Source organism: Rhodococcus sp. PSBB066, from assembly GCF_017068255.1.
Taxonomy (GTDB): Bacteria; Actinomycetota; Actinomycetes; order Mycobacteriales; family Mycobacteriaceae; genus Rhodococcus; species Rhodococcus aetherivorans.
This window is the reverse complement of record NZ_CP070859.1, coordinates 3,453,783-3,466,300: the sequence shown is the minus strand read 5'-3', so window position 1 is coordinate 3,466,300 and position 12,518 is coordinate 3,453,783. Positions and strand designations below refer to the sequence as shown.

Annotated in this window: 12 protein-coding genes and 2 tRNA genes; 7 read left to right on the top strand and 7 right to left on the bottom strand. The window is 69.7% G+C overall.

The window, feature by feature from the left end; all coding sequences use genetic code 11:
• Positions 1 to 42 precede the first annotated feature (42 nt).
• From acpM to JYA75_RS15885, 3 genes are all read left to right on the top strand, one after another.
• The gene (gene acpM / locus JYA75_RS15895; protein WP_006947659.1) at positions 43 to 321 is read left to right on the top strand and encodes a meromycolate extension acyl carrier protein AcpM; all 279 of its coding nucleotides are present in this window, start codon (positions 43 to 45) and stop codon (positions 319 to 321) included.
• Positions 322 to 329: 8 nt separating this feature from the next.
• Complete coding sequence (locus JYA75_RS15890; protein ID WP_050035391.1) at positions 330 to 1,577, top strand: KasA/KasB family beta-ketoacyl-ACP synthase; 1,248 nt, start codon at positions 330 to 332, stop codon at positions 1,575 to 1,577.
• 99 nt (positions 1,578 to 1,676) lie between these two features.
• The gene (locus JYA75_RS15885; protein WP_006947656.1) at positions 1,677 to 3,110 is read left to right on the top strand and encodes a carboxyl transferase domain-containing protein; all 1,434 of its coding nucleotides are present in this window, start codon (positions 1,677 to 1,679) and stop codon (positions 3,108 to 3,110) included.
• Positions 3,111 to 3,180: 70 nt separating this feature from the next.
• On the opposite strand, the gene JYA75_RS15880 is transcribed toward JYA75_RS15885, so the two are convergent.
• The 3 genes from JYA75_RS15880 to JYA75_RS15870 all read right to left on the bottom strand — a co-directional run bounded on the left by JYA75_RS15880 (position 3,181) and on the right by JYA75_RS15870 (position 5,786).
• Complete coding sequence (locus tag JYA75_RS15880) at positions 3,181 to 3,687, bottom strand: DUF3145 domain-containing protein (protein WP_006947655.1); 507 nt, start codon at positions 3,685 to 3,687, stop codon at positions 3,181 to 3,183.
• Between the two features lie 103 nt (positions 3,688 to 3,790).
• Entirely contained in the window at positions 3,791 to 4,621 is an 831-nt protein-coding gene (locus tag JYA75_RS15875; RefSeq protein ID WP_168579762.1) for a serine hydrolase domain-containing protein, read from the bottom strand.
• Positions 4,622 to 4,658: 37 nt separating this feature from the next.
• Entirely contained in the window at positions 4,659 to 5,786 is a 1,128-nt protein-coding gene (locus JYA75_RS15870) for an NDMA-dependent alcohol dehydrogenase (protein WP_029544303.1), read from the bottom strand.
• Between the two features lie 818 nt (positions 5,787 to 6,604).
• Between JYA75_RS15870 and JYA75_RS15865 the strand changes: the two genes are divergently transcribed.
• A complete protein-coding gene (locus tag JYA75_RS15865; RefSeq protein ID WP_185712804.1) occupies positions 6,605 to 8,209 on the top strand; it encodes an MBL fold metallo-hydrolase in 1,605 nt (534 codons plus the stop codon).
• 297 nt (positions 8,210 to 8,506) lie between these two features.
• Here the strand turns inward: JYA75_RS15865 and JYA75_RS15860 are convergent, their stop codons facing one another.
• Complete coding sequence (locus tag JYA75_RS15860) at positions 8,507 to 9,346, bottom strand: class I SAM-dependent methyltransferase (RefSeq protein ID WP_006947644.1); 840 nt, start codon at positions 9,344 to 9,346, stop codon at positions 8,507 to 8,509.
• A 204-nt stretch (positions 9,347 to 9,550) separates the two neighbouring features.
• Here JYA75_RS15860 and JYA75_RS15855 point away from each other — a divergent pair, with 204 nt between their 5' ends.
• Positions 9,551 to 10,201, top strand: coding sequence for a sigma-70 family RNA polymerase sigma factor (locus JYA75_RS15855; RefSeq protein WP_185712806.1), 651 nt, complete (start codon positions 9,551 to 9,553; stop codon positions 10,199 to 10,201).
• 52 nt (positions 10,202 to 10,253) lie between these two features.
• Here the strand turns inward: JYA75_RS15855 and JYA75_RS15850 are convergent, their stop codons facing one another.
• Positions 10,254 to 10,718: an ArsI/CadI family heavy metal resistance metalloenzyme gene (locus tag JYA75_RS15850; RefSeq protein WP_006947642.1), complete on the bottom strand. Its 465-nt coding sequence runs from the start codon at positions 10,716 to 10,718 to the stop codon at positions 10,254 to 10,256.
• 191 nt (positions 10,719 to 10,909) lie between these two features.
• Here JYA75_RS15850 and JYA75_RS15845 point away from each other — a divergent pair, with 191 nt between their 5' ends.
• Complete coding sequence (locus JYA75_RS15845; protein WP_006947641.1) at positions 10,910 to 11,650, top strand: PIG-L deacetylase family protein; 741 nt, start codon at positions 10,910 to 10,912, stop codon at positions 11,648 to 11,650.
• A 97-nt stretch (positions 11,651 to 11,747) separates the two neighbouring features.
• Here JYA75_RS15845 and JYA75_RS15840 read toward each other — a convergent pair.
• Positions 11,748 to 11,824: transfer RNA gene (locus JYA75_RS15840), tRNA-Ile, on the bottom strand.
• A 225-nt stretch (positions 11,825 to 12,049) separates the two neighbouring features.
• Positions 12,050 to 12,122, bottom strand: a tRNA-Asn gene (locus tag JYA75_RS15835).
• A 147-nt stretch (positions 12,123 to 12,269) separates the two neighbouring features.
• On the opposite strand from JYA75_RS15835, the gene JYA75_RS15830 reads away from it, so the two are divergent.
• A complete protein-coding gene (locus tag JYA75_RS15830) occupies positions 12,270 to 12,515 on the top strand; it encodes a hypothetical protein (protein WP_185712807.1) in 246 nt (81 codons plus the stop codon).
• The last annotated feature ends 3 nt before the right edge of the window (positions 12,516 to 12,518 follow it).

Sequence of the window (12,518 nt, the reverse complement as noted above, 5' to 3'; positions counted from 1 at the left end):
CCGGTCCGATCAGCAAGACGAAACGAAGAAGGGAGCCACAACGTGGCCGCCACCCAGGAAGAAATCATCGCCGGTCTCGCGGAGATCATCGAAGAGGTCACCGGCATCGAGCCCTCCGAGGTGACCGTCGAGAAGTCCTTCGTCGACGACCTCGACATCGACTCCCTGTCCATGGTCGAGATCGCCGTGCAGACCGAGGACAAGTACGGCGTGAAGATCCCCGACGAGGACCTCGCCGGCCTCCGCACCGTCGGTGACGCCGTCGCCTACATCCAGAAGCTCGAGGCCGAGGGCGTCCAGGCCACGAACGACAACGAGTGAGCTCAACCGTGACTTCCGCCTCTCCCCGCACCGGGACATTCCCCAACGTCGTCGTCACCAGCCTCGCGGCCACGACATCGATCGCTGGTGACGTGGATGCCACGTGGAAGGGCCTGCTCGCCGGTGAGAGCGGCATCGACACGCTGACCGGCTTCGTCGACGAGTTCGACCTGCCGGTTCGCATCGGCGGCAAGCTCAAGACCAGCCCCGACGAAACCCTCTCGCGCGTCGAGATCCGCCGGATGAGCTTCGTCGAGCGGCTCGCGCTGGGCCTCGGCCGCACCGTGTGGGAGAACGCGGGCAGCCCGGAGGTCGACCGCGAGCGCCTCGGTGTCGTCATCGGCACCGGTCTCGGTGGCGGCGAAGCGCTCATCGACGCCGTCGACAAGCTGCGCAACGACGGCTACCGCAAGGTGTCCCCGTTCGCCGTGCAGATGGTCATGCCGAACGGCCCGTCGGCGACGGTGGGCCTCGAGCTCGGCGCGAAGGCCGGCGTGCTGACGCCGGTGTCCGCCTGCTCGTCCGGCAACGAGGCCATCGCCCACGCCTACCGGATGATCGCGATGGGCGATGCCGACATCGTCGTCGCCGGTGGCGTCGAGGGCCAGCTCGACGCGGTCGCCACCGCCAGCTTCGCCATGATGCGGGCGCTGAGCACCCGCAACGACGACCCGAGCAGGGCGTCGCGTCCGTTCGACAAGGACCGCGACGGCTTCGTCTTCGGCGAGGCCGGCGCGCTGATGGTGCTCGAGACCGAGGAGCACGCCAAGGCGCGCGGCGCCACCATCCACGCCCGCCTGCTCGGTGCGGGCATCACCTCGGACGGATTCCACATCGTGGCACCCGATCCCGAGGGGACGGGCGCGGCGCGTGCCATGACGAAGGCCATCAGTGGCGCCGGCCTGTCGCCGTCCGACATCGGCTTCGTCAACGCGCATGCCACGGCCACACCCATCGGCGACATCGCCGAGGCGAAGGCGATCAATTCCGCGGTCGGCAACCATGCCGCGGTGTATGCACCGAAGGGAGCCCTGGGGCATTCGATCGGTGCGGTCGGCGCGCTCGAAGCGGTCCTGACGGTCCTGAGCCTGCGGGACGGGGTCATCCCGCCCACGCTCAACGTGGACAACCAGGATCCAGAGATCGATCTCGACGTCGTGAAGGGCGAAGCCCGTTACGGCCGGATCGATTTCGCGCTGAACAACTCGTTCGGTTTCGGTGGGCACAACGTTGCGCTCGCGTTCGGCCGGGCCTGACCCGACCGGACTTCGCTCGCCGTCGGGGTGGGGGTCTCGTCACGGGACCCCCACCCCCGGCGCCCATCCCCCGCTCTTGCCTTGCCCGAGGAGAACGCGATGACCGTCCTGGAACCTGCTCAGACGCGCGACGCCGCCGTCGACCCCCGCGATCCGCTCCGGCGGCTCGAGCGGCTGTTCGACGCGGGCACCCTGAGCCTGCTGCACCCCCGGGACAAGTCCGGCATGCTCGCCGCGATCGGTTCCATCGACGGCGTCCGGACCGTCGCGTACTGCTCGGACGCCACCGTGATGGGTGGCGCCATGGGCGTGGACGGCTGCAAGCACATCGTCGACGCCATCGACACGGCCCTCGAACAGGACGTCCCGATCGTCGGGCTGTGGCACTCGGGCGGCGCTCGGCTCGCGGAGGGCGTCGACTCCCTCCATGCCGTCGGCCTGATCTTCGAGGCCATGGTCCGCGCTTCCGGCCGGATCCCCCAGATCTCCGTGGTTCTCGGCTTCGCGGCGGGCGGCGCCGCCTACGGCCCCGCACTCACCGACATCGTCATCATGGCGCCCGAGGCCCGCATCTTCGTCACCGGCCCCGACGTGGTGCGCAGCGTCACCGGCGAGCAGGTCGACATGGAATCCCTCGGTGGGCCGGACACCCACACCAAGAAGTCCGGCGTCGCCCACATCGCCGCCCACGACGAGGACGACGCCCTGCACCGGGCCCGTCGCCTCGTGTCGATGCTCGCCGAGCAGGGCGAGTTCGACCTCGACGCCGCCCGTCGCGGCGACACCGACCTGCGGGCGCTGCTGCCCGAATCCCCCCGCCGCGCCTACGATGTCCGCCCGATCGTGCACGAGCTGCTCGACAACGTCGAGGGCGAGTCCACCTTCGAGGAACTGCAGGCCGGATGGGCCCGGAGCGTCGTCACCGGCTTCGGCCGGCTCGGCGGACGCACGGTCGGCGTCATCGCGAACAATCCGCTGCGTCTCGGCGGCTGCCTGGACTCCGTCAGCGCGGAGAAGTCCGCGCGTTTCGTGCGCCTGTGCAACGCCTTCGGCGTTCCCCTCGTCGTCATCGTCGACGTGCCCGGCTACCTGCCCGGCGTGAGCCAGGAGTGGGAGGGCGTGGTCCGTCGCGGAGCCAAGCTGCTGCACGCATTCGCCGAGTGCGAGGTGCCCCGCGTGACGCTGGTGACCCGGAAGATCTACGGCGGCGCCTACATCGCGATGAACTCGCGGGCACTGGGCGCGACCGCCGTGTTCGCCTGGCCGGACGCCGAGGTCGCCGTGATGGGCGCCAAGGCGGCGGTGGGCATCCTGCACAAGCGTGCCCTGGCCGCGGCGCCGGAGGAGGAGCGGGAGGCACTGCACGACCGTCTCGCCGCCGAGCACGAGGCCATCGCCGGCGGCGTGGGCCGGGCGATGTCGATCGGCGTCGTCGACGAACTGATCGACCCGGCGACGACCCGCAGCACCCTCGCCCAGGCGCTGGCCGCGGCTCCCGCGCGCCGCGGCCGCCACAAGAACATCCCGCTGTAGGCGGCTGCGCCGCCGGTGCGTCTTTCGGGTTGCCCCAGCAGCCCGAAGGACGCACCGGCCGCGCAGCGGCCTACCCCACGTTCCGGCGCAACCAGGTCACCTCGGCACCCTCGCCGCCGCTGCGGTAGGGCTCGAGCGCCTCGTCCCAGGCCGTTCCCAGCACCCGGGTCAGTTCCTCCTCGATGTTGCCGCCGGCGAGCAGCGCCCGCAGCCGCATCTCTCCGACCACGACGTCCCCGTTCGCGCTCGTGTTGCCGCGCCACAGCCCCAGTCCCGGCACGTGGCTGTAGCGCTCGCCGTCGACGCCGTCGCTGGGGTCCTCGGTGATCTCGAAGCGGATCATCGGCCACACCCGGAGGGCGTCGACGAGGCGTGCGGCGGTCCCCACGGGACCCGCCCAGTTCACAGTCGTGCGCAGTTGTCCGACGTCGACCGGTTGACCGATCCAGGTGAGATCCGGACGGCAATCGAGGGTGGCGGCCAGTGCCCATTCGATATGCGGGCAGACCGCAGCAGGCGACGAGTGGATGTAGACCACCCCGGTCGTCGCATCCGCGAACTGGTTCGACGCGCGCACTACACACCTCCACTTCGACGAGGGACGTCTTCCCCAACGGCCTGACATCGAAGCGGTCGCGCATGGCGACAGGGGACAGTCTGCCTGTGTTACTCCTGTTTCGCTAGGGAACGGATGAGGAATTTGAGAATTCGGTGAGTACGTCGTCCGCGAGGGCCGGCCACCGCGGCTTGGCCCAGTCGCCGAAAGCCCTGTCGGTCAGCGCGACACACGCGATCTCCGCGCGGGGATCGACCCACAGGAATGTACCGGATTGGCCGAAGTGCCCGTACGTTTCGGGCGAATTGGCCGAACCGGTCCAGTGCGGGTTCTTCAGGCCGCGGATCTCGAACCCGAGCCCCCAGTCGTTGGGCTTGTGCATGCCGTATCCGGGCACGATCCCGTCGAGCCCCGGGAACTGCACCCGGGTGGCCTCCGCGAGAGTCTGCGCGGACACCAGGCGGGGCGCGAGCAGCTCCGCGGCGAAGTGCGTCAGGTCGGCGAGCGACGACTGTCCCCCGTGCCCGGCGGGTCCCGGCAGCGACGATTCCCGCATGCCGAGCGGATCGAAGACGGCCTGGGTGAGGTATTCGGGGAACGGGATGCCGGTCTCACCCGCGACGAGCTCCGCGAGGATCTCGAAGCCCGCGCTCGAGTAGATCCGTTTGCGCCCGGGCTCGGCCTGCGCCCGGCGTTCGTCGAAGGCGAGTCCCGACGCGTGTGCCAGCAGATGGCGGACGGTGGATCCCTCCGGACCGGCGGGCTGATCGAGCTCGACCGCACCCTCCTCCACGGCGACGAGGACCGCGTAGGCGACGAGCGGCTTGGTGACCGACGCGAGACGGTAGAGCCGCAACTGGTCGCCGTGCCCGGCGACGACACCGCCGCCGCGGGTGAGAACCGCGGCGGCGGCGTGGTCGACGGGCCAGTCGGAGATCGCGTCGAGGCTGTTCACGTACCCAGCCTAGAAGACGGCGCAGGCTACCGCGCGATCACCGATCGGCGTCGGTGTACTTGATGACGCCGCGGATGTTCTTCCCGTCGAGCATGTCCTGGTAGCCGTCGTTGATCTGTTCGAGGGTGTAGGTGCGGGTGACCATGTCCGCGAGGTTGAGCTGTCCGGACTTGTACATCGCCAGCAGGTTGGGGATGTCGACCCGCGCGTTGCAGCCGCCGAAGATGTTGCCCTGCAGATCCTTCTGCAGCATCGCGAACAGGAACGCGTTCAGCTTCACGTCCATGTCCGTCATGTGCCCCATCGCGGTGACCACGCAGCGGCCGTTCTTCGCCGTCAGCTGCAGGGCCTCCTCGACGTATTCGCCGCGCATCTCGCCCACGGTGATGATCGTCTTGTCCGCCATGCGGCCCCAGGTGGTCTCCATGATCGGCATGAGCGCCTCGGCCATCGACGCGTAGGCGTGCGTCGCGCCGAACTTCAGGGCCTGCTCCCGCTTCCACGGCACGGGGTCGATCGCGAAGATCTGCCGCGCCCCGGATGCGACGGCGCCCTGCAGCGCGCTCATCCCCACACCCCCGATGCCGATGACGGCGACAGCCTCACCGGGCTTGACGTCTGCGACGTGGGTGGCCGACCCCCAGCCGGTGGGCACGCCGCAGCCGACGAGGGCGGCCAGCTCGAACGGGATGTCCTTGTCGATCTTGACGACCTGGGTCTGGTTGACCGTCATGTAGGGCGCGAAGGTACCCAGCAGGCACATCGGGATCACGTTCTGGCCGCGTGCCTGGATCCGGTAGGTGCCGTCGGAGATGGCCATGCCGCTGAGCAGGCCGGCGCCGAGGTCGCACAGGTTCGAGTGGCCGGTGGCGCACGACGGGCAGCGGCCACAGGCCGGAATGAAGGACAGGACGACGTGATCGCCCACTTCGAGGCCCACGACTCCCTCGCCGACCTTGGTGATGACACCGGACCCCTCGTGGCCACCCATCGCCGGGAAGGACGGCATGGGCGTCGCTCCCGTGACGATGTGGTGGTCCGAGTGGCACATGCCCGCCGCCTCCATGCGGATCTGCACCTCACCCGCGACCGGGTCGCCGATCTCGATTTCCTCCACCGACCACGGCTCGTTGAGACCCCACAGGATCGCGCCCTTGGTCTTCATCTGCATCGCCCTCCGTCACAGTGCGTGTGTACGCATGTGACCATAGCCACAAGACGGCGAAATTGGAACAGGTTCTATGTGTGGCGCGCTGCCGGGTCCCCGCCCGGTCCCGGGTGGGGACTCCGCATGGACACGGCAGCCGAAAGCCGGACCGCCCCCCAGGGCTCCGCCCACCGTCACCGAACCCTCCCCGCCGGCCGGGGCAAACCGGACCGACCGCGCGAACAGGACTCGGACCAGGGTGAATCGCAGGGTGAAGCTCGGGAACCGCGTAACCCTCGGCCGTCCGGCAGCGGTGTAGACGGCATGAACGTGATCGCGTCGCTGCTCGTCGCGTGGGTGGCCGTTGCTGCGGTGGTTGCCACGATTGTCGGGGCAGCGATCGCCCTCAGAGCCGAGCACCGGTCGCCGCGGTCCGCCCCGCGGCGGACGAACGGGCCACGGCGGTCACCGCCCCGTGCGGCACGCGGCGAGCGACTCCGCACCGGCGTGTGCGCGAACTCGCGGGACTGACGCGACGAACACCCCCGCCCCGTCTGCTCGAGGCGGGGGCGTCCGGTATGCGGTGACGCCGAGCGTCGGGGTGCCCGGCGCCACCACGATGTCCATCGACCGGCCGCCGGCGGACGTAACGGCCGACGAGGGTGATAGCCGGGGTGATATTCACGGCCCGGGGTGACGCCGTGGGTGAAGACCTCCGGGCCCGACCGGCGCCGCCGAGTCCGCGAGATTTCCAAGCAGGGCTGCCCGACCCGGATGTTCGGATAGCTTGGCTGTCGTACCTGCAATTTCGGCGGGCGATTCCGTAGGAGCTGCGCGTGAGGCAACATCCGACTCTCGTCTTCCACGGTGCCGCGAAGACGGTGACCGGCTCGTGCATGGAGGTCGCCCTCGGCGACACGCGGATCCTGGTGGACTGTGGCCTGTTCCAGGGCTCACGCAGCCTCGAGGAGCTGAACCACGGCGACTTCGCGTTCGCGCCGCACGAGATCGACGCCGTGGTCCTCACCCATGCCCACATCGATCATTGCGGCCTGTTGCCCAAGCTGGTGGCGCAGGGTTTCGACGGACCGATCTTCTGCACCGGCCAGAGCGCCGACCTGCTGGAATTCATGCTCGCCGATGCCGGGCGCATCCAGGAATTCGAGGCCGAGCGGCGAAACCGGCGGCGCGATCGCACGCGCGAGAAGCGGTTCGTCCCGCTCTACACCGAGGAGGATGCGCTCGCCGCGTGGGGGCAGACCCGTGCGGTCGCACTCGACGAGTGGTTCGAGCCCGCCGCGGGCTTTCGTGCGCGACTGTGGAACGCGGGGCACATCCTGGGTGCCGCATCGGCGGAGATCGAGGCGGGGGGCGTGCGCCTGCTCTTTTCCGGCGACCTCGGCCCCGCGCAGAAGGCGTTCCACCCCGATCCCGAGGGCCCATCCGGATCGGACCATGTCGTCTGCGAATCCACCTACGGCAATCGGACTCGGGTGCGGATGACGATCGACCAGCGACGCGACCTGCTCGAAGAGGAGATCCACCGGGCCGTCGGGCACGGCGGCAATCTCGTCATCCCCGCCTTTGCGCTGGAACGGACGCAGGAGCTCCTGCTCGACATCGCACACCTCGCCGACGAGAACCGCATCCCCGCGGTGCCGGTGTTCGTCGACTCACCGCTCGCCAACCGCGCCACCTCGGTGTTCGCCGAGCATGCGGGCGAGCTCGAGGACCTCGAGGGGAAGGACATCTTCCGCCATCCCGCGATCCACTACGTCGACGACGCTGCCGTCTCCAAGCGGATCAACAACATGTCGGGCGCGATCATCATCGCCGCCTCGGGCATGTGCGAGGCGGGACGCATCCGTCATCACCTGAAGCACAATCTCCACCGCCGGGATTCGACGATCCTGTTCGTCGGTTTCCAGGCGCAGGGCTCGCTGGGCCGCGTGATCCTCGACGGCGCGAAGCGCGTCCGCATCTCGGGTCAGGACATCGACGTGCGAGCGCAGATCCGCCGGATCGACAGCTACTCCGCCCATGCCGATCAGACCGAACTGCTGGACTGGATCAAGGCGCGCAGCCCCGTGTCGGGCAGCCTGTTCCTCGCGCACGGCGAACCGGAGGCAGTCGCTGCGCTGGCCGAACTGGTGCGGGAGGTCGACCCTTCGCTGTCGATCATCACCCCGGCGATGGGGGAAGGCTACCTGTTGGCGCCCGGCACCCCGGCCACGCGAATACACCCCGCCCGCGCGGATATGCCACGCCTGACCGGCCGCGATTGGCAGAACGACTACGCCGAACTTGCGGTGAGCCTCAAACAGCAGCTCGCGCGCATCGCGGATGCCGGCTCGCGCCGGAAGGCCATCGCCGAGATCCACGAGATCCTGGACAGCTACACGGACGTCCGCGACGCGGGGCGGCGGACGAAACGGGGTTGAACCGAGCCCGAAGCGAGAGCCACATCGCCGACGGTCGCCCGAATTGCACCGATCGGGACCTTATGCCCTACCCGAATGGGCCGTTCTACTTCACATCGCCCCGCAGGCCGAATACGCTCGGATCCGGCCGCTATCCCCCCTGCACAGTGGCCCTGCCCCGCCGGCGACGACGCGCGAAGCCGGCGGGGCTTCGCTTTCTCCCTTCGGCACCCCTGCTGCTTCTCCCTTCGGCACTACTGCCGCGGCCGCACGAGGTCGGCGTGGCGCTGCGGTGAACGCCCGCACCGACCGGGCCGGCTACCTCTTGCGAGCGGTGAGCAGCAGGTACTCGGCGTCGTACGCGGTCCGGCCGGGCTGCCCGGCCCGGTTCCAGTCGGTGAGGAACTGCAGGAACTTCCGGTCGAGATCTGCGGTCCGGTCGGGGTCCACGGCGTTGAACCGGTACACCGCGATCGTCGGACCGTAGTTGTGCTTCCAGTACTCGCGGAACTCGGTCGGATCCGCGCTGTGGTCCATCACCACGATTCGGCGATCCATGCTCAGGTCGGTGATCCGATCGCCGAACAACTCCCGGACGTGCTGCTCGTCGCCCCACAGCGGGGGCGGCGAAGCGCCGGGCGGCGGGGGCGGCGCATACGGGGCCATGAGCCGGAACAGCTGACCGATGAAGCCCTCCGGCGTCCAGTTGATCATCGCGATCGTCCCGCCCGGCCGGCACACGCGGAGCAGCTCGTCGGCGACGGCCTGGTGGTGGGGTGCGAACATCGCCCCCACGCTCGAGAGCACGACGTCGAAGCTGCCGTCGGGGAACGGCAGGGCCTCGGCGTCCGCTTCCACCCACTCGAGGTCCACGCCCCGCTCGGCCGCGGCTGTGCGGCCCGCGACGAACAACTCCGGCGTCAGGTCGGCGGCGGTGACGATCGCGCCCCGTTCGGCGGCCGGGATGGCAGCGTTGCCGGATCCGGCGCCCACATCGAGCACCCGCCGGCCCGCCGTCACCCCGGCCGCGGCGACGAGCGTCGGGCCGAACGTCGGGATCAGGTCGGCCGCGACCGCCGGATAGTTCCCGGCCGCCCACAGCGCCCGGTGCTTGGCCTTCAGCGCCCGGTCGGCGTCACGTTCCACGGTGCCGGTCATGGTTACTCCTTCGTCCGGTGTTGCGGGACCGTGCCCCGCACTGGCATCCACACAGACGTCACCGCCACCGCGGGGACGCACACCCGACCCGGACGGGGCGTGCCGGCACCGACGACTTCGGCAGGGGACCTGCGTCCTTTCGCCGGTACCGTCGTCTGTGAGGGACACCGCCCGTACAGCGCCCCTTCCCCGGAGGACCAGACCATGACCAGGGCATCGACCAGTTCCGCGGCCGGCGCGGACGCCGTGACCACCGAAGCCATGACCACCGAAGCCGTGACCACCGATGCCGTCTGGCGCGAGTTCGGTGCGCAGCTCCGCGCCTTCGTGCACCGGCGGATCGCGGATCCGGACCGCGCCGACGACGTGCTCGGCGAGATCCTGCTGCGCGTCCACAAGAACCTCGGCCGTGTCGAGGACCGCGAGCACCTGATCCGGTGGGTGTATCGGATCGCCCGCAGCGCGATCATCGACGACTACCGCCGGGCCGCCCGGGATCGGGACCGGCTCGCGCCGCTCACCGGCGATGCACCCGACCAGGCCGGGCAGGAATGGGACGACGACGCGGCGACCACGCTGCGGGAGCTGGCCACCTGCCTGCGCCCGCTGCTCGAGGGGCTCTCCCCCGAGCAGCGCCGAGCCGTCGAGCTGACCGACCTCGAAGGACTGACCCAGGCCGACGCCGCCGCCCTCGAAGGCGTATCCCTGTCCGGAATGAAGTCCCGCGTCCAACGCGGCCGGCGGAAGCTGGCCGAGCTGCTCGGACGGTGCTGCGCGCTGACCCTCGATGCCCACGGGATGCCGATGGACTACACCGCCCCCACCGACTGCCACTGCGCCGGCAGCCCTCGCTGATTCGGCGCGCCCCGGTGTGCCGTCGCAGGACGGCCCACCGGGGCGAGTGCTGTCAGCCGCAGCAGGCACCCGCGACCGGGCTGTCCTCACTCGCGCACGCAACCGCACACGCCGAGCCCGTCAGCCCGTCCGGGTTGGCGGGGTTGTCGTCGGTGACGGCGTAGTACTCCCACCACCCGTTGGGCACGTCCGGCGCATCGACGAACACCTTGTCCTGCACGGCATGGCAGCACAGATCCTGCTCGGCCACCGTGGCGGTCAGACCGGCGGCGCGGAACCGGGCCAGCGCTCCGGACACCTCCTCGGAGCCGGCCGCCTCGATCCCCAGGTGGTTCAGGCGTTCGCGCGCACCGGGATTCTCGATCAGCACCAGCTTCAGCGGGGGATCCTCGATCGCGAAGTTGGCATACCCGGGGCGCTGTTTGTGCGGGGACACCCCGAACAGCGCGGTGTAGAACTCGGTCGCCGCGGTGATGTCCTCGACGTTGAGAGCGAGCTGGACTCGGGTAGCAGACATGGTGGTCACTCCTCGAAATCGGGACACCGGCCCGGGAATCCACCGCGGATTCTCGTCACCGTGTGTCCTCCCTACTGACGACTGCCGCCCCCGACGGACGCACCCACCGGCACCCGCGCCCCGAGGATGCGTCCCTCGCGCCGCTGCAACGTCGGAAAGAAGACCCAGCCACTGTCACGAAAGGTGCCGTCATGAACACCACTTTGGCCCCGCTGCCCGAGAACTGGAACCGCGCAATGGCCGTCGTCGCCCATCCCGACGACCTCGAGTACGGCGCCGCCGGCGCCATCGCCCGCTGGACCCGGTCGGGCAAGTCGGTGGCCTACGTCATCGCCACCGACGGCGAGGCCGGCATCGACGGCCGCACTCCCGCCGAGGCGGCACCGCTGCGACGCCGCGAGCAACTCGACGCCGCCGCCGTGGTCGGCGTCGAGGACGTGACGTTCCTCGGATACCGCGACGGTGTCGTCGAATACGGACTCGACCTGCGCCGCGCCATAGCCCGCGAGATCCGGCGGTTCCGTCCGGAGGTGTTGATCACCGCCACATACGAGCCGACCTACGGCCTGAACGGTGGTCGGATCATCAACCAGGCCGACCACCGCGCCGTGGGCGTCGCGGTGCTCGACGCCGCGCGCGACGCCGGCAACCGCTGGATCTTCCCCGAGCTGCTCGACGAGAACCTGCCACCGTGGGACGAGGTCGGCCTCGTGTACCTCATGGGCGCGAACCAGCCTTCGCACGCCGTCGACGTCACCGAGAGCCTCGACGCCGGTATCGAGTCACTGCGCGCCCACCGGTCCTATCTGGACGGACTGGGCCGGGACTTCGATCCCGCGGCATTCCTGCACGAGTTCACCGCGGCGGCCGGAGCGCGCATCGGCGTGCAGCATGCCGTCGCCTTCCAGCAGATCCGGCTCCAGGGAGTGTGACGGTCGAAATCCCGGAGGGTCCGCCGGCACCTGCGCCGCCACCGTCCACGTTTCGTCCGGCCCGAGCGCCCGGTATCGGCTGCCCGAACTGGGGATATGGTGGGGCGGGCGGGGCTCGAACCCGCGACCAATGGATTATGAGTCCACGGCTCTAACCGACTGAGCTACCGCCCCGTCCGCGCGCATCCGGAGGTACGCGACGTGTGGCGAATGCTACCGGCTGCGGCGGCCGGCCCGCGTCGCGGGTCACCCCCGTGTCGCCCGGCGCGGGCTGTCGCCGACCCGTCGCGGCGGCACCACACGGCTTCTGTAATTTCCGTCACACCCAGCGTCTTTCGTGGCGGCGCAGACGAGAAAACCCCTCCCACCCGAGATCGGGTGGGAGGGGCTTTCTTGGAGCTCCCCCGGCTGGACTCGAACCAGCAACCGTTCGATTAACAGTCGAATGCTCTGCCAATTGAGCTACAGGGGATTGTCCTGCGGTGCTCCGCCGTTTCCCGCGGTGCGTGAAGAACTGTAGCGCCCCACCCGACGCGGCACCAAATCGCCTGCCTGTGAGCCCGAGGGCGAGGATCGGGCAGGATGGGTGGGACGTTGACACGGCTGAATGGAGACGACGTTGATCGGACTGTTGGTGGGGGTTGCCGCGGGCTACGTCCTGGGGACACGGGCGGGCCGCGCCCGGTACGAACAGCTCTGCAGGACGGCGAAGGCGGTCGCGGGTAGTCCGGTGACGAAGAAGGCGATCGAGGTGAGCCGGCAGAAGCTGGCCGACTCGCTCAGCCCGGAGCCGAAGCTCGAGCCGATGAAGCCGCTCGACGAGCAGACCACGATCCTCGTCCCCCGCGACCAGTTGCGGCGGTGACGC